This window comes from Streptomyces coffeae (genome assembly GCF_016741875.1).
Classification (GTDB): domain Bacteria; phylum Actinomycetota; class Actinomycetes; order Streptomycetales; family Streptomycetaceae; genus Streptomyces; species Streptomyces coffeae.
The window spans coordinates 412537-434921 of sequence record NZ_JAERRF010000009.1; the positions used below are offsets into that span (position 1 = coordinate 412537).

Here is a 22385-nt window from a genome sequence, read left to right on the forward strand (position 1 = left end):
TCATTCGGCAGGAGCTTGTGGTGTCGCACCCGCACCGGGACGATCGTCAGGGTTGCCGCCGGCGGTCGCCTTGCTTCGCCCGCCGTCGAGAGAGGGCCAGTCTGCGTCTCTCCCGGTCGATGTCGGTGATGACGACCGTGACCTCGTCGCCGAGCCGGACAACATCCTCCGGAGCCGCCACGGGCGCCGAGGCGAGCTCGCGGTTGTGCACCAGTCCCTCGATTCCCTTGGCGACCTCGACGAAGGCACCGAACGGAATCAGCTTGGTGACCCGTCCGGGCAGTTCCTGACCCACCACGACACGATCGGCGAAGGTCTGGAAGGGGTCCGGTCGGGTCGCTCGCAAGGACAGCCTGGCCTCCGCGTTCCATGTGTCGAACGCAAGGAACTCACACGTCACGCGCTGTCCGACCGCAACGACGTCCGAAGCCGATTCGATGCGCAGCCAGGACAGTTCGGGGATCGTGATCAGGCCGACTCCGGGAAAGACCGGATGGTCGGGGCCGTCGTCCAGCGCCACGAACACGCCGAACCGTTCGAGGGCCGCGACGGTGCCGGAAAGGAGCTCACCGGGGCTCAGTGATTCCAGGAACATCCGCAGCTCGGGGGGTTCAAGCGGTCCGCCCATGGTCTCCAGCCTGCCATGAGGGACGGTGGGCTGTGCAGCGCCCACGGCCACGGAGATGTACCGACCGGGCCGTGGCTGCCGCACCCGGTGTGCGCGAGACGCACACCGGGCGGGCACCCTCATGGTGCGGGAGGACGGTGGACCGTCAGGCGGCTGCCGGGGTGTAGTGGTTGGCCTCATCGCCTTCGAGGACGTAAGCGCGCTCGCCGTCCACACCGACCGGGGCGTCGCCCGCGACGGTCACGCGGTGCAGCAGGCGCGGGAGGTCGCCGTAGTCGTCGGGGGCGTAGTGCTGGGTGATGCGGTTGTCGAAGACCACCACATCGCCCGGGGACCAGGCGATGCGCACGATGTTCTCGGGGCGGACCACAGAGGACTGGAAGATCCGCAGCAGATCACGGGACGCGGACGGGCCGAGGCCGAGGAGACTTTGAGCGAAGCCGCCGATGAACAGACCGCGCTCGCCGCTCTCGGGGTGGACACGGATGACCGGGTGGGCGGTCCGGTACTTCCGGGAGATGAACCGCTCGCGGTGTTCGGCCGCCTTGGTGTTCCGGGGTGGCGCGGCGTAGTCGTAGTCGTTGGTGTGCACGGCCCACAGCCTGTCGGCCAGCTCGCGCAGCGGCTGGGGCAGGTCCCGGTAGGCGGCGCCCGTGTTGGCGATGAGAGTGTTGCCGCCGTAGGGCGGGACCACGATGCCGCGCAGGGTGGACACCTTCGGTGGGGTACGGACGAAGGTGACGTCCGTGTGCCAGCGGTTGGCGCGGATACCCTCCTCGGCGTCCACGGCAGCACGCTGGGCTGCCCCTCGACGGACGGCACCGTGGGGTGTGCGGTGGTCAACTCGCCGAAAAGGGAGGCGAAGCGGAGCTGGGCGGCGTCGTCCAGGTGCTGGTCACGTTTCAGATCGAGCGGGTCACACGGGGCTCCTCTCGCTTCCGGCGGCTCCGGCGGCGGCTACCGGTGGCACGGCGGGCCGGGGCAGGCCGTAGTGGTCCGCAGGGTGCCGCCGGTGTACTCGGTACGGAACAGACCGCGTCGCTGGAGGACCGGGACGACGTGGTCCACGAAGTCCTCGAGTCCACCGGGCAGATGGGGCGGCATGATGTTGAATCCGTCGGCGGCGCCTTCGGTGAACCACTCCTCCAGCTCATCGGCGATCTGGTCGGGGTGCCCGCGAAGACGCGGTGGCCGCGGCCGCCGCCGAGCCGGGCGATCAGCTCCCGCAGGGTGAGGCCGTCGCGGCGGGCGAGTTCGGCGACGAGGGTGAAGCGGCTCTTGTTGCCGTTGATGTCCCGCTCCTCCGGGAGCTCGGGGAGCGGGCCGTCGAGCGGGAGGCCGGTCAGATCGGTGCCCAGCATCCCGGAGAGCTGCTGCACACCGTACCTGAGCGCCCTGACGCAACCAGCCAGCGGGGACAGCGGCCCGGCCCGTGACATCACAAGAATCACACAAGGTCGCTCCCTACCGTCCGATGGCCGGTGACACCCAACTGATGGAGGTTCGGCACATGTTCACCAGCCGTCGTGGCTCACGTACGGCCATCATCGCCGTGTGCGCGCTCCTGGCGATCGCGCTGTTGGCCTCGTGCACCAGAGCAACGAACACAGCGAGCGGTGAGACCTCCGCCGCTGACAACGCCGCGAGTTCTGCCCAGAAGCCCAACATCGTCTACGTTCTCACCGACGATCTGGCGTGGAACCTCGTGAAGTACATGCCGCATGTGCGGCAGATGGAGAAGGAGGGGACGACCTTCACGAACTTCTTCGCCACCGACTCCCTGTGCTGCCCTTCGCGTTCGTCCACCCTGACCGGTCAGTACCCCCACAACACGGGGGTCTTCACCAACACCGGGGACGACGGCGGTTACCGCGCGTTCTTGAAGAACGGAAACGAGTCGAAGACCTTCGGCCCCACGTTGCAACACGCCGGCTACCGGACCGGGTTCATGGGGAAGTATCTGAACGGGTACCAGCCGGTCGACAGGAACGGTTCGCCCGGACGCGTCCCCTCCGGCTGGGACGAGTGGGATGTCGCGGGCCATGGATACGAGGAGTACGACTACGACCTCAACGAGAACGGCAAGGCCGTGCACTACGGCAAGGATCCCCAGGACTACCTGACGGACGTGCTGTCGAAGAAGGCGACGTCATTCGTCGACGCCTCGGCGAAGGCGAAGAAGCCGTTCCTGCTGGAGGTGGCGACCTTCGCACCACATGGCCCGGCCACCCCCGCTCCGCGGCACGAGGACAGCTTCCCCGACGTCAAGGCTCCCCGGACGGATGCCTACGACCAGGCGACCCGGAATGCGCCGGAGTGGCAGAAGACATTGACGCCGCTGAGGCCGAAGGAGAAGGAGGAGATCGACCGGAAGTTCGCCAAGCGGGTGCGCTCCGTGCAGGCGGTCGACGAGATGATCGGCCGTCTGGAGAGCACACTCAAGGCCCGGGGAGTGGCCGACAACACCTACATCGTCTTCGGCTCGGACAACGGCTTCCACATGGGCGAGCACCAACTCCGGCCGGGGAAGCAGACCGCCTACGACACCGATGTCAAGGTGCCGATGATGGTCACGGGACCTGGTGTTCCGTCCGGTGAGCGCGTTGCGCGGCTCGCGGAGAACGTCGATATCAACCCCACGTTCCAGGAACTCGCGGGCCTGGACCCGCCCTCGACCGTGGACGGGCGCAGTCTCGCCGGGCTGATGCGCGGGAAGCGCGAGGACGACTGGCGCAAGTCCGTACTCGTCGAGCATCATCAGGCGGCCTCCAAGCGGGGGGATCCCGACGCGGCGCCCAGCAACGCCGGAAACCCACCGACGTACGAGGCGGTCCGGACGGCCGACTCGCTCTACGTCGAATACACCGACGGGCAGACGGAGTTCTATGAGATGGGGTCCGACCCCGACCAGATGAACAACCGGGCGGCATCGCTCCCGGAGGAACAACGCGCCGCCCTGCACCGCACCCTCACAGCACTCCAGCACTGCAAGGGTGCGGAGAGCTGCCGGGCCGCGTCCGGCGCCGACTCCTAGCCAACGGCTCGTTCCCGGCGCGTCGGGCCACACGCCGGCCCAGCGCGCCGGGAACGGCGGCACAATCCCAGCGGCGCGCCCTCATCGCGGCGCGCCGCGCCCGCTCAGGTCCCCGGTGCGTTCTGCTGGAGGGCACGGGCACGGGCGCGCTCGGGGTAGGCCGCAAGGAGTACGCCATCACCGAGGACGGCAAGGCCGAGCTGCGGAGCTGGCTGACCGGCACACCACCCACCACGACCCGCCGCAGCGACACCCTGCTGCGCGTATTCTTCCTCGGTCGGCTCACCCGGCTGGAGGCCGTCACCTACCTGGAGGCCGAGGCATCCCGCGCCGCCGCGCGCCGCACCGCCTTCCAAGAGATGGAGGAGTCCATCGACTGGGACGAGGGCCCGCTGTCGGTCTACGGCCGGATCGTCCTGGAGTACGGCGTGCGGCAGTCCGTCATGCACGAGGACTGGGCCCGCTGGGCCGCCGAGCATGTCGGCGCCCTCGACGAGAGCGCGGATGCCCCGCCGCCCGGACCCGAGGCACCGGCGCCCTAGCCGAGCGATCCCGAGGCTTTTGTCATCCGGCCCTGGACACTCAACGAGGTCCACGCGTTCGAGGAAGGCGGTCGGCCCCGCCGTCTCTGGCGTATCACCCGGAAGACGGGAATCCGCCTGCCCCCGGCGGGGGCAGGCGGATCCGGCTGATGGTGTCGTCAGTGAACGCGTCCGGACCGTACCGGGGCGGTGGCCGAGCTGGGCTTGTACGGGGAGACGCCCGCGTAACCGGCGCGGTAGCCGTGGCGGCGCAAGTCGTCGTAGCCGGCGCGTCTGCCGCTGTGGAGGGTGGCGTCACACCGTGCCGTGCCCCGGGCGCCGGTCACCGCTGTGCACAGCTTCCGGGTACCGGAGGCGTCGGTGAACCGGATGGTCTGACCGCGCAGCGGGGTGCCCTGTGCCGTGGTCAGGGTGGCGGACAGCCCCCTGACCTTCAGGTACGGGGGTGTCAGATGCCGTTGCACGGTGGCCGGGGCCGCTGTGAGACGGGTGGACGTGGAGTGGGTCGCGGTCGGGATGGCGAGTCCGACGGGCGTGTGCAGCCCGGTGATGGGGACGGTGGTCTGGGCGCCGCCGTCCGCGGGGACCTCCACCACCCGGTCGTTGCCGAAGTCGGCGATGAACAGGTTGCCGTGTGCGTCGAGGGCCAGCCCCTGCGGGCTGTTCAGCCCGTTCGTCGGGACGGTCCACTGAGAGCCACCGCGGGCGGGTAGCTTGATCACCCGGTTGTTGCCCGAGTCGGACACATAGAGGTTCCCGGCTCGGTCGAACGCGAGCCCGGTGGGCTGGGAGAGGCCGATCAGGGGCACGGTGGTCTGGGGGCCGCCGTCGGCGGGCACCTCCACGACGCGGTCGTTGATGAAGTCGGCGATGAACAGGTCACCGTCGGCGTTGAGTGCCAGGCCGTCCGGGTGGAGCAGTCCGGTGGTCGGAACGGTGCTCTGGCCACTGCCGTTCGCGGGGACCTCCACCACCCGGTCGTTGAAGCTGTCCGAGATGAAGAGGTCGCCGCCGCGGTTGAGGTCCAGCCCGATCGGGCGGTTGAGGCCGATGGTCGGAACGGTGGTCTGGCCACTGCCGTTCGCCGGGACCTCCACCACCCGGTTGTTGCCCGTGTCGGAGATGAAGAGGTTGTTGTCGGTGTCGAGTGCGAGGCCGGTCGGGCGGGTGAGGCCGGTGGCCGGAACGGTGCTCTGGCCGCTGCCATCGGTGGCGACCTTCAGAACGGTGTTGTCGGTGTACTCGGAGACGTAGAGGGGGACGGTACGCCGGGCGGAGGCGGGAGGCACGGCCGTGGCCATCGTCGCCGGTGCGATGCCTGCCGTACACAGCGCCAGAATTCCTGACAGCGCGGTCAGTCGGTGTCTTGTGGGAAAGCGGGTCATGACACACCCATCTGTTCTGGACGGACGATCGACCCTAGGAACCCGTGGCCCGCCCCCGTCCGCACCACGCCACCGGCCCGCCCCGCATCCACCCCAACGGCAGGCGCGGGGCGCGTCCGGGCGGAGGCGCCCAGGACCGGGCAGGTGGGCTGAGTGGTTCAGCTCCCGCTGGTGATGTCGACGATGGCCGCACGGAGCTGTTCGATGACCGCGGCGTTGGCGCAGACGTGGCCGTAGCCGTCGATGAACAGCCCCGCGGCTCCGGGAATGGTCTCGGCCAGTGCCCGGCCGTGCTCGACGGGGATGATCGGGTCGTCCGCCCCATGGATGACCAGTGTCGGTACATCCAGCGTGCGCAACCTGGGCGCGAGGTCGCCCACGGCCGCGGTGGCGGCGATGGCGAGCCGGCTGGCGTCCGGGTGCCAGGGATTGGTCGCGCGGTCGTACTCCCGGGTGAGGATGGCCCGGCATCCTTCCAGGTCGTACTCGGTACGTCCGGCCAACGGCGCGTAGGCGCTGAAGCGGGCCTCGATGAGTTCGTCCCGGGTGGCAGGCGGAGCGGCGGTCAGCTCGGCCGACACCCGGGCCGCATGCGCCAGGTACGCGGCGTGCGGGGGCGGGGAGAAGAACGATGCCTCGCCGCTGAGCGCGGACACCACACCGGCCAGGGCCGAGCTGGTGGAGCACAGAGTCAGCGAGCGCACCCGGTCGCGGTGGTCGAGCCCGAGGAGCTGGGCGATGAGTCCGCCCATGGACGCGCCGACGATATGCGCGGCGTCGGCGCCGTAGGCGTCCAGGACCGCCACGGCGTCGCGCGCCAGGTCGTGGCAGTCGTAGGGGCTCTTGTCGTAGTCGATCAGGGTGGACTTGCCGGTGTTGCGGTGGTCGTAGCGGATGACATGCCGCCCGCTCGTCGCCAGGCCGTGGCACAGGCTGTCGGGCCATCCCACGGACTGGGCGTCCGCTCCCACGATCAGCAGCACGGCCGGGTCGACGGGGTTGCCGAAGTCCTCGGCCCACAGCTGGAGTTCACCGGCGCGCACGGCTTTTTCGGGCATTCGGCTGTCCCTCGTTCGGTTCCGTTCGCCAGATGCGCTGCATCATGGTCGGCACCAGCAGGCTGGAGAAGGCGAAGGCGCGTTGTGGTGGAGCGGTCCGGGGACCGGCTGGCATTCATCGGGTTCCATCAGCATCGCCCGGGCGTCCTGCCGCTCGCGGACCGGCAGCCGCCAGCGCGATGGTGACGAAGTCGCCCTGCTGCACGCCGAGTTCGGCGTAGGCGCGGGCGAGTCGGTTGCTCGTGCGGTCGAGCTGCTCCCGGGTGAGAGTCCGCGCGCCACAGGTGACGGCCGGGCGCTGCGGATCCCGTTCGGCCAGCTCCCTGATGATGCGGCCGATCGGTTGCGTGGTGGACATCGGGATTCCTTCTCACGGCTGGGCCGGACGGCGGCCCCGCGGCCGGACGGGGTGGCATTCTCTTGGGCTGACCGCGCTGCTGTCACCCTGGGCAGCGCCGCCGGCCTGTACACCATCAAAGGCCGGGGCCGACCGGGGCCGCATCCGTAAAAACACTGGTGCCACCGCAGTACGGCCCCGCACACGCAATGTGATCGCCGCCACTGTTTCCTCGACCTGGACACCCACGCTCATGGCCGGTAACACTTTGCGCAGCGGGGGCCTGTCGAGCAGGCCGTCACCCACCGTAGGGGCGCTCACGGCGCACCCACCACGCGCACTCGCCATCTTCCTCGGGCCGAGAGAGCGCGTTGTGTCTCAACGATCGACACCTCTGCCTCCTCTCTCTCCTCGCCTCTGCGGCCGCTTCGGGCCCTTGTGAAGGGGCGTCAACACCTCCTGATGTGCTGCGCCGAGGTGGCGACCCGTGGGGCCGCCGAACGGTGTGAACCGCCCGGCAGCGCATCCGCTCCACGACCAACAGGGAGTCGCTCCATGAACGTCACGGTCGCCCCGCCGGATACGGGGAAACCACCGAAGGCCCGGTACGGCGCACTGATGACGTCGGTCGTCAGCGTCACCCTCACGTACAACATCTGTCTGGGCGGCGCGCTCGGGATCCTGATACCGAAACAGATCGCCGAGATCACACCCGACGGCAAGGTTGCCGCGCTGGCCATGGTGACCGCCGTGGGCGCCGCCGTCACCGTCTTCGCCAACCCCATCGCCGGTGCCCTGTCGGACCGCACCCGCAGCCGCTGGGGGCGGCGGACACCATGGGTGATCCTCGGCGGTCTGGGCAGTGCGGTGTCCCTGATGGCACTCGGCTCCCTGGGAGCACTGGTGTGGATCGCGGTGTTCTGGGCGCTGACGAAGATGTTTCTCAACGTGCTGATCGCGCCGGTCAATGCGCTGGTGCCGGACCGGACTCCCCCGGAGAAGCGCGGCATCGTCTCCGCCATGATGGGGCTGGCGGGGTTCGCGGGTGCGGTGGCGGGCACGCTGGTGGCCGCGGCGTTCGTTTCGCGGATTCCCGTCGGCTACACGGTGATCGCCGTGGGTCTGGTGGCCGCGGCCGGGCTGTTCGCGCTGCTGTCTTCGGAACGCTCCACCGCCGGTGACCCGCGGGCCCCGTTCCACCTGGGACGTTTCCTCCGCGGTTTCTGGGTGAGCCCCCGCCGGTACCCGGACTTCGCCTGGGCGTTCCTCGCCCGCACGGCGATGGTCCTGGGGTTCAAAGCGATCCTCACCTACCAGCTGTACATCCTCCAGGACTACGTGGGCATGTCCCTGGACGACGCCGCGGAGCTCAGCCCGGCCCTGAACCTGGTACTGGTGGTGGGCGTCATCCTCGGCACCCTCCCCTCCGGTGCCCTGTCCGACCGCCTCGGCCGCCGCAAAGTGTTCGTGCTCATCTCCTCACAGCCCATCGCGACCGCCGGGCTCGCACCGCTGTTCTGGCCCACCGTCACCGCGATGTATGTGTTCTACGCGATCGCCGGTCTGGGTTTCGGCTGCTACGCGGCGGTGGACCAGGCCCTGATGACACTGGTGCTGCCCAAGGCCGAGGACAACGGGAAGGACATGGGCATCCTCAGCATCGCCAACAATGGGGCCACCGCCGTCGCCCCCGTTGTCGCCGCGGGCCTGATCAGCGCGCTGGGCGGCTACCGTTCCCTCTTCGGCGCCGGAGTGGTGCTCGCGATCATCGGCGCCGCGGCCGTCCTGCCGATCAAAGGCGTCCGCTGACCCGCGGGACCCGCGGGCGACGTCACTGCACCGGCCCCGGAGCGCGTTGACGCACCGCCGTCACGTTGTCTTCCGGGGCCGGCGGTGTGAGCCGCACATCGACGAGGGGACGGGCCCGCAGCGCCGTCTCCTCGGCTGCGCGTGCCGCCTCGGCACGGTTCACTCCGAGAGCTTCGCACCCGATCTGTTCGTGCAGCTTGACGACAGCGTCCATGAGCATCTGCGGACGTGGCGGGCAGCCCGGCAGATAGATGTCCACGGGAACGATGTGATCGACCCCCTGGACGACGGCGTAGTTGTTGAACATCCCGCCCGACGATGCGCACACCCCCATCGAGATAACCCACTTGGGGTTGGGCATCTGGTCGTACACACGGCGCAGCACAGGGGCCATCTTCTGGCTGACCCGGCCGGACACGATCATGAGATCCGCTTGCCTCGGCCCTCGCCAGTACTCCATCCCCCACCGCGACAGGTCGTGCTTCGCACCTCCCGTCGCCATCACTTCCATCGCGCAGCACGCCAGCCCGAACACCGCGGGAAACATCGACGACTTGCGTGCCGCTCCCGCGAGGAGTTCAACGGTAGTGAGGGCAAAACCACTCGGGAGACTCTCTTCGATTCCCACACCAGCACCCCTGTTCCGAAAAGCCCGGAGACGAAAGTCCTGTCTGATCGAGGCGTTCTCCTCACACAACGTAGCCGTTCGACACCGAACCGGAACCAGGAGTGAGGGTGGCGCAGCGGAAGATGAGTAGCGATGACTCACCGCCGACTGAGAGCTCCCTGACCGGGCCGCTCCCTCGGACCGAGTAGAAATTACTCACCGGGCGGGGTCGGAGCGACGCGAAAGTTGCTGCTGGCAGAAGGCAAGGAGAGCACGGGGGACGGCGGCCGGCACAGCGTTTTCCTCCCTGCCCGCACGCCACGTGGCACATCCGAGACAGCAGCCGCCCGTGGGCCCCGAGGCCGGGCTGCCCATGCCGCCCTGCCCCTCCCTCGTCATGACACCTCTAGGAAGTGATGTGCAACTCGGGCAACAGCACCCGGTGGCGCCAGGAAATGGGCGCGCGAATGTACAGCGCCATGGGCATCGCACGGGATGACCACGAGGGACGGCATGTGATCCTCCGCGACAACCTGCGGTTCTTCGGCGCCCCGCATGTGGCGCTGATGTTCATGCCGCCCAACGCGGAAGAGCGAATGGCCAATGACACCGGGCTGTACGCACAGACCCTGATGCTGGCCATGACCTCCCATGGCGTCGCCAGCTGTCCGCAGGCATCCCTGGGTTTCTTCTGCGACACCATCCGCGACACGCTCGGCATCAGCGACAACAAGCTGCTCTTCGGGATCTCGTTCGGCTACGCCGACGAGTCCTCCCCCAGGAACCAGGACCGGATGCCCCGCGCGGAACTGGCGGAAACCACCCGCTTCCACAACTAGCAGCACGCCTGGCCGTCGCCCGAAACCCTGGGAGGGGCGGCGGCGCGCCGGCGGACGACCGCACCTTTGTCGATGCCATGCAGCGGATCAACGCGGCGATTCTCAACGTCGCGGGACATCCCGGGGCGGGAGCTGACCCGGCCCCGCGGACTTGCGGCGGCGCGTGGCATCACTCCCGCGCGGACCGCGCGGGTGAACCCGCCCCGCCGCTCTGGAAGATCCGGTCGAGGTGGGCTTCCAGAACCGCCGCGGCGGACCGCGCACTGCGCTGCCCGGCGAGCACGCTGGTGCCCAGTCCCGCGGACATCGCGAGCAGACTGACCGCTTCCAGCCGCGCGTCCACACCGGGCCGGGTCAGACCCGCTTCCTGAGCCTGCCGCAGCAGGCCGGTCAAGCTGTCCTCGGCCGCGTCAGGGTTGCTCATGAAGGGCTGAGCGGCGAGCGCCTGGTCGGTCACGGCCAGCACGGTGTAGGACGTGTAGACGAGGTGGAAGACGCGGCTCTCCTCGTCGGTCGGCAAGGACGCCATGAGCAGCGCCTCGGCCATCGCGCGCGGGCCAGGACCGTCCCCGGCGGCACGGACCCGGGCGGCGACCCGCTCCTGGAATCGCGCGACCAGATACTCCAGTCCGTAGAAGAGCAACTTCTCCTTGGTCTGGAAGTAGTACTGCACCAGCCGCAGAGACACACCCGCCTCCGCCGCCACATCCCGCATCCCCACCGCATGCAGCCCGCGTCGCCCCGCAACCCGCAGAAGGGCCTCGGCGATCTCGGTACGCCGCTCCGCGTGGTCCACACGCTTCGGCATCGGCCGCTCTCCGCTCATCGGTTGTGCTGACGTGCCCGCACCGGGCCGGAACACCGTCATGGTACAGCCGTACCACGTTGGTGATACGGTCGTATCACGAACAAGGGATCACACCCGGAGGTGGCCGCCCGTGTCCAGAACCACAACCCGCGACCGTGCCCAGCGCGATGTCGGGCGTTATGTGAACGACGACCTGCGCGAGCGCTACTTCGCCGCGTGCGACGCCCTCTACGCCATGGGAGCGTTGGCCGTGGCGGAGATGGACGTGGAGACCAGCTTCGGGACCACACACGTCTACCGGTACGGACCCGACCACCCCTCCGGCGACTCGCGCATCCCGGTCGTCCTGGTGCACGGCGCCGGAAGCTGCTCCGCGATGTGGTATCCCAACACCCCCGCGCTCAGCGCCGAACGCCCCGTCTACGCCATCGACACCCCCGGCGACCCGGGCCGCAGCGTGCAGCGCGAAGCCATCCACCAGCCCGAACGGGCCGCACAGTGGCTGGAGGAGACCCTCGCCGGACTCGGCCTCGACCGCGTCCACCTCGTCGGCTCCTCCTACGGCGGATGGCTCGCCCTCAACCAGGCACACCGCGGTGCCGATCGCCTCGCCTCGGTCACCCTTCTCGACCCCGGCGGTCTGGAGAAGGTGGGACTGCGCTTCTTCGTATGGATCTTCGTCAGCCTCTTCGCGACCTTCGCGCCCAAGGCACTGCGCCCGCGCCTGGCGGCCTGGTTGGAACAGCCCGTCCTTGTCGTACCGCAGCTGCGCACCATGATGCATCTGGGCGTTCGCGCCTATCGCATACGCCGCCCGGCACCGCTGCCCCTGACCGAGGACGAACTGGCCACCATCCGCACGCCCCTCTACCTGGTCCTCGGCAAGCGAAGCCTTCTGGTCCACCCGCAGCGGCAGGTCGAGCGCGTCCCACGGGTGATTCCCGGAGCCCGGGCCGAAATCGTCTCCAACACCGGCCATGGACCGCAGATCGACCATGCGGAGGAAATCAACCGCAGAATGCTGGAGTTCATGCACTCCACAGAATGAGCAGGGAGGGCGGGCACAGCTACGCGTCGCTGCCGGACATCCGTGTTGTCCGGCAGCGAGTGACGGCAGCGCGGTGGCCGGGCCGCCCCGCCGCCGCGCGCGACCGGAACGTCGAGCGTGGCGGCGCCGGTTCGGCCGTACGAAAGCTCGGCCGGTGCACCGTCAGACCCTCCTGCCAGCATGAGCCTATGAGCGGAAAGATGGTTGACGACCTGGACGACCCGGCACGGCTGCTGAACATCGAGCGGTCGGTGGTGCGCGCCGCGATCGGCGCGGGAGCGGAACTCGGTGTGGGCGGGGAGGTGTTCCAGCAGGCCGAGGCGCTCTTCGGCGAGCAGGAGGTGCCGCGTGCCGAATTCGCGTCCTGGCTGCACTTCGCGGCCACCGTGCTCGGTCATGACGGGTATGCCCGGCGTATCGAGGCCACCGAGCCAGGTATGCCGTGGCGCGCGGTATGGGCCTGGTGGCGTCCGGTGGGGCAATGTGTGGCGCATCCGAACCTGGGCGGGTACCGCTCCGTCAAGCGCCATACGTACGAGGGCCGGGGGATCATCCGGGTCAAGGACCACTGGGAGGACACCTGGCTCGACCTGGAGACGGGCAGGCCGCTGCCGCCCCCGGTCGAGGGCAGTGCGGTACCTGTGGAGTGCCCTCGCCCATGGCACACGGACAAGGACGTGGACCACTTCCACGACCGACAGCTGTTCGCACCCGAGAGTTGGGCCGAGGCCGAGCCGCTTGCCGGCGAGGACGGCCGGACCCGGTATCTGGTGAACGAGGTGCACGGCATCGCATTGCTCGACACCGATCCGGCGGTGCTCCGCGACTGGCCGCGCGGGAGGATGGATCACACGTCGGCGGAAGGCGGCTCCCCCGGCCAGTCTCCGGTGTACGAGGACCCGGACGGCCCTCTCACCGCCGCCTGGCTCGATGAGACATTTGCGGCCGTCTCCGTGACCCGCATCCCGGAGAGCAAGCTTCCCTCCACTCTTGAACACACGGCGAGCCGTGCGCACTTGCGGGACATCGGTCTGCCGACATGGTGGGCATGTGCCTGGACCACCTTCGCACCGCACCCGGCCGACCAGATCACACCACTGAGCGACGCCGACGCCCACGGCGCCGAGATGCCCGACGGTACGGACGCCACCGACCTCCTGGCCTTCGGTACCTCCGAGCACGGCGACCTCTATCTGCACCGGCGCGACGGCACGGTCCACATCCTCACGCCGGTGCTCGAGGACGAGAAGTGGGCCATGGTCCTGCTGGCGCCGGACCTCGACTTCTTCACCCGGTGCCTGGAAGGCGTGGTGCGGTACATGAACGCCAGCTGGCACCCGTATCCGGATGAGGAGGGCATGGGCCAGGTGTTCGTCATGCAGATGGATGGCTTCGCACCGTCGCTCGAGCTGTTGGATCCGGACTCCCCGAGCGGCAGCGTCTGGGGATATTTCCTCGCCGGGATCACCGAGTTGGACGAGGACGGGTTCTAGCGGGCTGGTGCGTCCTGTCCGCCGCCCGGCTACGCCGTCGGCTGTTCCGGCGTTGCCCGCTCGTACGGCATCGGCGTGCGGCCGACCCGTCGAGCCCGGAGCGGACGCGGCGCGTTCCCCGGGCCCGCGGGCGGCCCGGGGAACGCGCCGCGCGACAGTGGCGCCGTGGAGGACGGGGGTGTGTGGGCGGACGGAGCCCGGGCTCCCCGGATTCCGGAGCGGGTCATGCGATGGCGAGGACCAGCAGGACGAACGCCGTGACGATGACACCGATGCGTACGTAGTGGAACCGGTCCCAACTGCCGAGCTGCTGCTTCCAGTCCGCCGGGAGGCTGTCCGTCGTCCACTGGGCAACGCGGGAGTTGATCGGGACCAGCAGGGCGATCGACATCAGCACGCTCAGCACGAGCAGGGCCGTGGCCGTGGCAACGAGTCCCGCCCCGGTCTCGCCCCAGGCCGGCACCGACCAGACCGCGCCCAGCACGACCGAGCCGATGTACCAGAAGGGCATCACCTTGCCCAGGATCCGGGCTCCGGCACTGCGGGCCACGAGGCCGCCGTTGTTCGGCAGCTGATCGAAGATCGGGTTGAGAAAGACCCCCACCGCGAACTCCACGCCCACCATGAGGCCGACGACCACAACCGTGACGACGGCGAGTGTGTTCTGCATGTCCCCTCCCGAGGTTCCCGGCACAACTTCTAGCGCCGCTAGATTCTGATGCGATGCTAGACCACGCATCGCTCGGATGTCTAGCGGTGCTAGGATTCACCTATGTCGGTAAAGGAGCGCAAGGAGCGCGAGCGCGCACACCGCCACCAGCTGATCGTCGCGACAGCCCGCGAACTCGCCGAGTCCCAGGGCTGGGACGCGGTGACCACACGTCGGCTGTCGGAGCGCATCGAGTACAGCCAGCCCGTGCTGTACAGCCACTTCCGCGGCAAGCGCGAGATCGTCGGGGCCGTGGCCCTGGAGGGATTCACCGAACTGACCGTGGCCATGCGGCACGCGGTGGCCGACGGTCCGGCCGGGCGGGCGGCGGTGGCCGCGCTCGCGGGCGCGTACGTGGACTTCGCCGAGCGCAACCCCGCGCTCTACGACGCGATGTTCCTCCTCGACACCGGTCTCGCCTTCGCCGACGAGGCCACCCCCGCCCCACTGCGCGAGGCGTTCGGGACACTGCTGGACACCCTCGGTGACGTCGCGGGCGACACCGAACCCGCTCTGTTCGTCGAGGTGTTCTGGTCCGCCCTGCACGGCCTGGTCGCGCTCACCCGCTCGGGACGGCTTCCCCAGGACGACGCCTCGCGTCGGCTCGACCTCCTGGTGGACCGATTCTCAGGCCGCTGAGAGCGGCCTGAGCGGCACCGGCACCCGCCGTAGCCGGATTCCGGGCGCTCGGTCCGTGGACGTTCAGCGCGAAAACCAACACCCGCCGCAGCCGGCCGGCGGCATGACCGGGCCGCGCGCAACCGCGGTCCGGCAGCCACGCGGCGCCCGCGTTCCGGTCGGGCTGTGCAGAGGCGTCTACGGGGTGGCCGGAGCGCTCCCGGGCCCACGTGTCAGGGCCGGTCCCACGGGCACCCGGGGGGCAGGACCGCGGCCGGTCATCGGACCGGGAGAGGAGCCGGTGATGACGAGTCTTCCCACCGGGTACGCGCCCTCGTCCTACTGGATGGCATCGGCGCCGGGACCCTCCTACCCACCACTGGAGCCGGGCTGGGAGGGCAGCGCTCCCGATGTCGAGGTCGCCGTGGTCGGCGGGGGCATCGCGGGCATCTGCACGGCCTGGGAGCTGGCCCGCACCGGACGGCGGGTGGCGCTGGTGGAGTCGGACCGGCTCGCCACCGGGGCCACGGGCCACACCACAGCGAAGCTCTCCGCCCTCCAGGGACTGGCCTACCAGGACATCCGCTCCACCCGGGGTGAGGAAGCCGCCCAGCTCTACGCCACCTCGCAGACCGACGCCGTGGACCGGGTGCGGCAGGTGACCGCCGAGCTCGGCATCGACTGTGATCTGGAGGAGTGCCCCGCCTTCACCTATGCCGAAGGCGAGGAGACCCTGAAGAAGGTGAGCGCCGAGGCGGAGGCCGCTTCGGCGGCCGGACTGGACGCCTCGTTCACGACCGGGACCGATCTGCCCTTCCCGGTCGCGGGGGCGGTGGAGGTGGCGGGGCAGGCGCAGTTCCACCCCCGGAAGTATCTGCTGGGCATGGTGGAGGACCTGGTCGCGCGGGGAGGTCTGATCTTCGAGCACTCACGCGTGGTGAACCTCAGCGAGGGCCATCCGTGCCGCCTCACCACCGACCGCGGAGCGCGGTTGCGGGCCCGCGACGTGGTGGTGGCCACGGCCTACCCCATCTTCGACCGAGCCCTGCTCTTCCCTCGTCTGGAGGTGAAACGGGAGCTCGTCGTGGCCGCCGTGCTCCCGTCCGACCGCGCCCCGCGCGGGATGTATCTCACACCCGAGGACGGCACCCGCTCGGTGCGCACCACGCCCTACCGGCAGGGTCAGCGGTTGCTCATCGTCACCGGGGAGAAGTTCACCCCTGGCGTCGGTGACGTCGAGCGGCGCTACAAGCGCCTGATCGACTGGACACATGACCGCTTCCCCGGCGCCGAACCCGCCTTCCGCTGGGCGGCACAGGACAACTGGACCACTGATCACGTGCCCTATGTGGGCCCGCTGCACCCCGCTTCCCGCCATGCCTTCGTGGCCACGGGGTTCGCCGGGTGGGGCATGACCGGCGGCGTACTCACCGGCCGGCTGCTGGCCGCGCGGCTCACGGGACAGCCCGTGCCGTGGGAGCGGCTGTACGATCCGCGGCGGCTGAACCCGGTACGCGAGGCCCCGGCGCTCTTGCGGGTCCAGGCCACCGCCGCGCGCCACTTCATCGGCGGCCGGCTGTCCGGGGACGGCCCGGACGCGGTACGGGACATCCCGCCCGGTGGCGGGGCAGTCGTCCGGCTCGGTGCACGGCAGCGGGCGGTGTACCGCGATGAGCAGGGCGCATTGCACACGCTGACCGCTCGCTGCACCCACCTGGGCTGTCTGGTGCGGTTCAACGACGCCGAGCGGACCTGGGAATGCCCGTGCCACGGCTCGCGGTTCGCCGTCGACGGCAGTGTGCTTCAGGGCCCGGCGGTAAGCCCGCTCAAGCGGACCGAGGACCACGAGCCCGGGGCGCGCGATGCGGGAGGCGACGGTCACGATGCGAGGTGAACCCCGCTCCGCCCGCGCCGCGGATCTTCCCGCGCGAGCCGGTCGCCTCGCTGCCCGACCGGCTCCCCTGTCCGATGGCCGTAGGTCACCGCCCCGTGCGGTGCAACTCGCGTTGACACTGATGTGATCCGGGATTTCCATGGAAGGGGTGCGACCTGAGCCTCACGCTCCGCGGGGGACGGGCAACGCAACGGATCACGACGGGAGGCAGCCACCGATGAACGTCGGGAAGAAGATGGCCCACAAGGCCGAGGAACTCAAGGGCCAGGCCCAGAAGGTGTTCGGGCGGGCCACCGGGAACCGCAAGGTCGAAGCCGAGGGCCACGGCCACCAGGCCAAGGGCGGCGCCAAGCAGGTCGGAGAGAAGATCAAGGACATTTTCCGGCGTTGAGCGCACGTTCCGCCCGCGGCGCCGAGCCTCGTCGGGCACCGATTCCGGTCGGAACGGCGAAGCTCGCGAAGGCGGAGGTCGGTGTGATGACAGCTGGCGGCCATGAGCGGCCGTGCACACCCTGCTGGGTCAGCCTCACCACCCCCAGCCTCCGGGAGACGCGGGACTTCTACAGCGCCGTCCTCGGCTGGACCTGGCGCCCCGGCGAAGCGGCCGAGGGACTCTTGATCGCCCTGAGCGGCGGGGACCCCATGGCCAGCATCGGCGAACCAGGGTCCGGACTCCGTGCCGCCGCCCACTGGACACCGTTCTTCGCCACCAGCAGCGCGGATGACATCGCGGCGCGGATCCGTGAGCGCGGTGGAACGGTCGGGGTCGGTCCGTTGTCCTTCGGTACGGGCCGGATCGCACTGGCCTCGGACGCCCACGGGGCGGTCTTCGGCTTCTGGGAGGGAGCGGTGTTCCCCGGCTGGCCGAGGGACCAGGCCAGTGCACCCGCCTGGCTGGAGTTGCGCACCCGCGACACCTTCGCCGCCGCGGTGTTCTACGGCGAGATCTTCGGCTGGACCACGGAGGACAGCGCCTGCACGGTGGAGTACGAGGACGGGGAGGTGGTCGTGCGCGAGGCGGGCCGCAGGGCCGTGGCGATCCGCGGTGGCGCCGTCGAAACGGCGCCTGACCCGCAGGTGCGGCCCCGCTGGTGTGTGCACTTCCACGTGGCCGATGTGGATGCCGCCGTAACCGCTGCCCGCGCGGCAGGCGGGTCCGTGGACGTGGCCCCGTCCGCATCCCCCTCCGGCACCAGGCGCGAGGCGGCTCTGCGCGACTCCGTCGGCGGCTGGTTCAGCGTGACCACCGGGTGACCGACGGACAGGGCGTCTCCTACCGGATGTCGGCACTCGGTCATCTGTCGCCGACAATGGGCTCATTGAGATTGATGGCGCATGTGCCGAGGCGAATGATCTACTCCCAGGATGTATCTCACGCCCTTTCTGCTGGAGTTCCAATCGTGGCATTGGAAACGCGAGTTCCACGACGAGGAGCTGGCGGACGCCTTCGCGGCGACGAATGACCCGACCACCCCCGAGGAGTTCGAGAGGGGCTTCCTGACGCTGTTGCGCAGCGGCGACACCGTCGCCTGCGGTATCGCCCTGGACTACTACGACCGTGCCGAGATGACGGAGCGGTTTGTGGGTGGCAACCCTCTGGAGCCGCACGCGGAGGAGGTGTTCGCGGTCGCCCGACGGCTGCTCGCGCAGCCTCCGAGGCCCGCGGACACCATCGCCGAGGAGGGTGCCAACCACGCGAGCGCGCTGGGTGCCCTCATGCGTGGTGGCCTGGACAGTGAGGACACGGACGCGATCGCCGGGATTCTGGAACGGATGCCGGACGGGGGCCTGCGGGAGAGCGCCCTCGACGCGGCCCGCATCCTCGTGGACGACACGATGGACCAGGAGAAGGCGGACAGCGACGAGGGTGGCGCGACCCCCGATCGGCGGCTCGTCACGCTGATCGCCCGGGTGGAGGCGTGCCGTGACCGCGTCGAGACGATCAGCGCGCTGCGGGAAGACTCCGGAGCCGAGGCAACCGAGTCCCTCGTCCGCGCGGCGACCGATGACGCGGAGTGGCGGGTCCGGCAGGAGGCCGCGGCCGCGCTGACGGCGGGCGGGCGCTTCTACCCCCAGCGGCCCCTGCTGGAACGCCTGGCCCGGAGCTGGTCGGACGACGAACGGTCGGCCGCGGCGGACGAGGTGCGCGACGCGCTCGCCGAGGGTCTGCACAGCTTGCACTGGCAGGGGACCGAGCCGCTGGGCGCGGAACTGAGCGAAGCACACCGTCAGGTGCGGTCGCCCACCGGGGAGGCCGTGCACCGGCAGGCATTCCGCACCCTGTTGCACAGCGGGTCGCCGGTGTCGGTGGGGATCGCGCTCGACCACTTCCACAACGCGCAGGGGCTCACCCGGTTCGGCCTGGACGACGCCGAGCATGCCCCGGAGGTGCTCGCCGTCGCTCGCGAGGTTCTGCGGCAGCCTCCGTCCCCTGCCGCGCTGAGCCCGCGGACCGGGGCCGGCGCGAGTCACGCGAGCGCGCTGAACGTCTTGCAGGACCTGGGCGAGCCGGAGGATGCGATGGCGATCGCGGCTGTGCTGAGGGACAACTCCGTTTCGGTTGAGGTCCTCGAATGTGCTGTGGACGCGGCAAGTTGCTGCCTCGAACGGTGGACGGCACCAAATGAACCGCTCATCACGGCACTTGAGGAGCTGATCTTCGACAGCTCGGCGGACATGGAGCTGCGCACCGACGCGGTCAACACACTGTTCGGACTGGATGCTCCGCGGGTCACCGCCGTGCTGGTACGCGCCGCCCGCGCCGCCGAGCTGCCGATCCAGGTGGAGGGAGCCATCGGCCTCACCTTCCACCACCTGATCGACCAGCACCGGGAGCTGCTCCGCGAGGTGGTCGACTCGTGGCCGCAGGACGCGGGGGACCGGGCTCAGATCGTGCTCAACGAAATGGGCCGCTGACAAGCTGCCACGGCGGATCACCGGGCGATGCGGTGCCGGGACGGTCAGATTCCATCGCCACCCGGGCGGCCCTGGCCGCCGACGAGCGATGACATATCCATCATGACAGCTCAGAGGCGCTTTTCGTAGGGCGGATGGCACACCTCATCAGCCTTGTCCGGGCCTCTCCACGACTCCCAGAATCACCGTCATGGACTACACGGTGACGGTCGATCACGACGACATCCTCAGGGCGCGGAAGGTACTTCTGGCATCCGGACGACGTACGACGCGCGAAGAAGCCGACGCCTACCGGATCCTCGCCCGGGTCAACCCCGCCGCCTATCTCCCCCGCCTGGTCAGCTCCCTGCACCAGCTGAGCTACGACCGCCTGTACGACACCCGGCACCAGACCCGCCTTGCGCTCCTCGAGGAGGCCGTGGCCGCCGCGCGGGCGATCGATCCCGCTGAGCCCGCACGCCCGGATGTGCTCTACCGGGCGCTGGATGCGTACCAGGGGCAGCTGTACACGCTGGGGCGGCGTGCCGAAGGGCTGGCCGTACGGGCGGAGATGGTGGCGGTCGGACGGGAGCAGGCGGCGGCATCCGGCGATCGCGCGGTGAAGGGCCTGTCCGTCTGGGCGGCGGGTCTGTGTGAGGAGGGCCGTTACTCGGAGGCCGCGGACGCTCTGACGGAGTGGGTCGCGGCGATCCGGCCCAAGGGTTCCAGGAGTGGGGCTTTCGCCTGGTCGCTGCTGGAGTGGGTCGGGGCTCTCGATGCCGCCGGGCGGTCCGGGGAAGCGCTCGCCGCCTTCGAGGAACTGGTGAGGCTGGAAGCGGCCGACGTCGCGACCGACCGTGGGCCGATGGCCTGCCACCTCTACACGCTGATCCGGTACGCGCAGATGCTCGACATCCGTGGGCGGCGTGGTGAGGCCACGGTCGTTCGGCACGAGGCGCTGGCGTTGCTCACGGAGTTGGCGGCTACCGGCGAGCGGAAGTCCTGGAGCGGATACCAGGCCACGTACTGGGCGGTCCTGCTCTCGCTGTCCGGCTCCGACAGCGAGTGGCCGGTGGCATCGTCCGAGCCGCACCCACCCTTGGGTGCGACGCCCATGGACTGGTCCCCTGGTGTCAGGCAGCGCTATTTCAGTGAATGTGATGACCTGACGGAGGAGTTGCGCGATCTCGAGGCGCGAGCCACCGAGGATCCGTGGCGGCATCTGCCGGAGCTGATACGGGTGCACCGCGCCCTCACGATCCGTTCGGCCGTCTACTGGGAGAAGCGCACCCATCTCTTCGCGGACGAGGCGCGCCACCTGTTCGACGAAGGTGTGGATCTGGCCCGTCGGCTGTACGAGCACAACACGGGTGAGGGCGCCGCGATCCTGGCCACGGCCCTGACCGACCGATCGACGTTCCGAACCGCGTGCAAGGAGTTCGAGGCGGCCCTCGACGACTTCCGACAGGCCCTGGAGGTCCTGGGAACTCCCGGAATCTCCTGAGGCTGCCAGGTTCGCCACCCGTGTCATCGGGGTCGGCTCGGGTGTGCGTCAGCGGGTTTCCGTCACCTTCGCCAGTGCGCGCGGCGCGTCCGGGTCCTGGCCGCGGGCGATGGTGATCTCGTAGGCCAGCAGCTGGAGCGGGATGATCTCCAGGATCGGCTGCACCTCCTCGGCCACTTCGGCCGTCGGCAGGACAAAGCCCGCGGACGCCTGCCGCACTTCGCGCTCGCTGCCGATGACGACCAGGTCGGCGCCCCGGCCGCGCAGCCGGTCCAGCACCGGCTGGAGCGCCAGGCCGCCCTTCCCCTCGGGGACGATCGCGATGACCGGTGAGACGTTGTCCACCATCGCGAGGGGTCCGTGCAGGAGATCCGCGCCGGAGAAGGACAGCGCGGGGATGTAGCTGGTCTCCATCAGCTTCAGGGCGGCTTCCTTCGCGGTCGGGTAGCCGTAGCCGCGTGAGGTGAGCACCAGCCGCTCGGCGAAGCGGTAGCGCGCCGCCAGTGTCCTGACTTCCGGCTGTCGGGCGAGGATCTGCTCGGCCAGTTCCGGCAGGGCCTTGGTGGCGGAGCCGTCGCCGCCGCGCAGTCCCTCGACGAGCAGGAAGAGCGCGAGCAGTTCCGCGGTGTAGGTCTTGGTGGCGGGCAGGGCCTTCTCCGGTCCTGCCAGGACGTCGATGTGGAACTCGGAGACGGCGGCGAGCGGGGAATCCGCGTTGTTGGTCACGGCCAGTGTGATCGCACCGGCCTCCCGTGCGGTCCGGGTGGAGGCCACCAGATCGGGCGAGCCGCCCGACTGGCTCACGGTGATGACCAGCACATCGGTCAGATCCGGACGGGCCCCGTACGCGGTGGTGGTGGACATCGAGGTCAGTCCGGCGGGCTTGCCGAGCAGAACCTCGATCAGATACTTCGCGTAGAGCGCGGCGTTGTCGGAGGTGCCACGGGCGGTCAGCAGGACGAAGCGCGGATCGCGGGCGGCGATGGCGTCCGCGATCCGCCGGATCCTCGGGGCGCCCTCGTCGAGGATCCGGCGCAACACCTCGGGCTGCTGGGCCATTTCGCGGGTCATGATGCGGCCGGGCCGGGTGTCGGGCCGGGGCGGACGCGGGGTGGTCATGGGGTGGATCTCCTGGTGGTGTGGTTACGGCGTCTTCTGTTCGCCCTCGCCGGACAGC

20 protein-coding genes and 2 pseudogenes are annotated in these 22385 nt (G+C 69.7%); 12 read left to right on the top strand and 10 right to left on the bottom strand.

Going from position 1 to position 22385, the window contains the following annotated elements; genetic code table 11:
* Positions 1 to 46: 46 nt before the first annotated feature.
* The 3 genes and pseudogenes from JK363_RS18500 to JK363_RS18510 form a co-directional block, all read right to left on the bottom strand.
* On the bottom strand, positions 47 to 628 hold the full coding sequence (locus tag JK363_RS18500) for a S1 RNA-binding domain-containing protein (protein ID WP_307821773.1): 582 nt from the start codon (positions 626 to 628) through the stop codon (positions 47 to 49).
* A 145-nt stretch (positions 629 to 773) separates the two neighbouring features.
* Positions 774 to 1525: pseudogene (locus JK363_RS18505) on the bottom strand (TauD/TfdA dioxygenase family protein); the annotation flags it as partial.
* 19 nt (positions 1526 to 1544) lie between these two features.
* Positions 1545 to 2013: pseudogene (locus tag JK363_RS18510) on the bottom strand (LLM class flavin-dependent oxidoreductase); the annotation flags it as partial.
* Between the two features lie 125 nt (positions 2014 to 2138).
* Between JK363_RS18510 and JK363_RS18515 the strand changes: the two are divergent.
* On the top strand, positions 2139 to 3662 hold the full coding sequence (locus JK363_RS18515) for a sulfatase family protein (RefSeq protein WP_201876009.1): 1524 nt from the start codon (positions 2139 to 2141) through the stop codon (positions 3660 to 3662).
* Positions 3663 to 3916: 254 nt separating this feature from the next.
* On the top strand, positions 3917 to 4204 hold the full coding sequence (locus JK363_RS42540; protein ID WP_268981058.1) for a virulence activator alpha C-terminal domain-containing protein: 288 nt from the start codon (positions 3917 to 3919) through the stop codon (positions 4202 to 4204).
* A gap of 158 nt (positions 4205 to 4362) precedes the next feature.
* Here the strand turns inward: JK363_RS42540 and JK363_RS18525 are convergent, their stop codons facing one another.
* From JK363_RS18525 to JK363_RS18535, 3 genes are all read right to left on the bottom strand, one after another.
* A complete protein-coding gene (locus JK363_RS18525) occupies positions 4363 to 5589 on the bottom strand; it encodes an NHL repeat-containing protein (RefSeq protein WP_201876010.1) in 1227 nt (408 codons plus the stop codon).
* Between the two features lie 158 nt (positions 5590 to 5747).
* Complete coding sequence (locus JK363_RS18530; protein WP_201876011.1) at positions 5748 to 6647, bottom strand: alpha/beta fold hydrolase; 900 nt, start codon at positions 6645 to 6647, stop codon at positions 5748 to 5750.
* Positions 6648 to 6762: 115 nt separating this feature from the next.
* Positions 6763 to 7005, bottom strand: a complete 243-nt coding sequence (locus tag JK363_RS18535) for an AMP-binding protein (RefSeq protein ID WP_201876012.1) — start codon at positions 7003 to 7005, stop codon at positions 6763 to 6765.
* A gap of 534 nt (positions 7006 to 7539) precedes the next feature.
* On the opposite strand from JK363_RS18535, the gene JK363_RS18540 reads away from it, so the two are divergent.
* The gene (locus JK363_RS18540; protein WP_201876013.1) at positions 7540 to 8793 is read left to right on the top strand and encodes an MFS transporter; all 1254 of its coding nucleotides are present in this window, start codon (positions 7540 to 7542) and stop codon (positions 8791 to 8793) included.
* Positions 8794 to 8815: 22 nt separating this feature from the next.
* Here the strand turns inward: JK363_RS18540 and JK363_RS18545 are convergent, their stop codons facing one another.
* Entirely contained in the window at positions 8816 to 9421 is a 606-nt protein-coding gene (locus JK363_RS18545) for a NuoB/complex I 20 kDa subunit family protein (RefSeq protein ID WP_201876014.1), read from the bottom strand.
* Between the two features lie 458 nt (positions 9422 to 9879).
* Here JK363_RS18545 and JK363_RS18550 point away from each other — a divergent pair, with 458 nt between their 5' ends.
* Complete coding sequence (locus JK363_RS18550; protein ID WP_236075887.1) at positions 9880 to 10239, top strand: nitroreductase family protein; 360 nt, start codon at positions 9880 to 9882, stop codon at positions 10237 to 10239.
* A gap of 169 nt (positions 10240 to 10408) precedes the next feature.
* Here the strand turns inward: JK363_RS18550 and JK363_RS18555 are convergent, their stop codons facing one another.
* Positions 10409 to 11047, bottom strand: coding sequence for a TetR/AcrR family transcriptional regulator (locus tag JK363_RS18555; protein WP_201876016.1), 639 nt, complete (start codon positions 11045 to 11047; stop codon positions 10409 to 10411).
* Positions 11048 to 11177: 130 nt separating this feature from the next.
* On the opposite strand from JK363_RS18555, the gene JK363_RS18560 reads away from it, so the two are divergent.
* Entirely contained in the window at positions 11178 to 12095 is a 918-nt protein-coding gene (locus JK363_RS18560) for an alpha/beta fold hydrolase (protein WP_307821774.1), read from the top strand.
* 188 nt (positions 12096 to 12283) lie between these two features.
* The gene (locus JK363_RS18565) at positions 12284 to 13588 is read left to right on the top strand and encodes an SUKH-4 family immunity protein (protein WP_236075888.1); all 1305 of its coding nucleotides are present in this window, start codon (positions 12284 to 12286) and stop codon (positions 13586 to 13588) included.
* A 223-nt stretch (positions 13589 to 13811) separates the two neighbouring features.
* On the opposite strand, the gene JK363_RS18570 is transcribed toward JK363_RS18565, so the two are convergent.
* Entirely contained in the window at positions 13812 to 14258 is a 447-nt protein-coding gene (locus tag JK363_RS18570) for an anthrone oxygenase family protein (protein ID WP_201876018.1), read from the bottom strand.
* 102 nt (positions 14259 to 14360) lie between these two features.
* On the opposite strand from JK363_RS18570, the gene JK363_RS18575 reads away from it, so the two are divergent.
* The 6 genes from JK363_RS18575 to JK363_RS18600 all read left to right on the top strand — a co-directional run bounded on the left by JK363_RS18575 (position 14361) and on the right by JK363_RS18600 (position 21208).
* Complete coding sequence (locus JK363_RS18575; protein WP_201876019.1) at positions 14361 to 14936, top strand: TetR/AcrR family transcriptional regulator; 576 nt, start codon at positions 14361 to 14363, stop codon at positions 14934 to 14936.
* Between the two features lie 283 nt (positions 14937 to 15219).
* The gene (locus tag JK363_RS18580) at positions 15220 to 16809 is read left to right on the top strand and encodes an FAD-dependent oxidoreductase (protein WP_201876020.1); all 1590 of its coding nucleotides are present in this window, start codon (positions 15220 to 15222) and stop codon (positions 16807 to 16809) included.
* 217 nt (positions 16810 to 17026) lie between these two features.
* Entirely contained in the window at positions 17027 to 17200 is a 174-nt protein-coding gene (locus JK363_RS18585) for a CsbD family protein (RefSeq protein WP_201876021.1), read from the top strand.
* A gap of 86 nt (positions 17201 to 17286) precedes the next feature.
* Positions 17287 to 18063, top strand: a complete 777-nt coding sequence (locus JK363_RS18590) for a VOC family protein (RefSeq protein ID WP_201876022.1) — start codon at positions 17287 to 17289, stop codon at positions 18061 to 18063.
* A gap of 111 nt (positions 18064 to 18174) precedes the next feature.
* A complete protein-coding gene (locus JK363_RS18595) occupies positions 18175 to 19725 on the top strand; it encodes a hypothetical protein (RefSeq protein WP_201876023.1) in 1551 nt (516 codons plus the stop codon).
* A 190-nt stretch (positions 19726 to 19915) separates the two neighbouring features.
* Positions 19916 to 21208 (top strand): hypothetical protein, encoded by a 1293-nt coding sequence (locus JK363_RS18600; RefSeq protein WP_201876024.1) that lies wholly within the window; start codon positions 19916 to 19918, stop codon positions 21206 to 21208.
* Positions 21209 to 21256: 48 nt separating this feature from the next.
* On the opposite strand, the gene JK363_RS18605 is transcribed toward JK363_RS18600, so the two are convergent.
* Positions 21257 to 22327 (bottom strand): SIS domain-containing protein, encoded by a 1071-nt coding sequence (locus JK363_RS18605; protein WP_201876025.1) that lies wholly within the window; start codon positions 22325 to 22327, stop codon positions 21257 to 21259.
* Positions 22328 to 22385 lie beyond the last annotated feature (58 nt).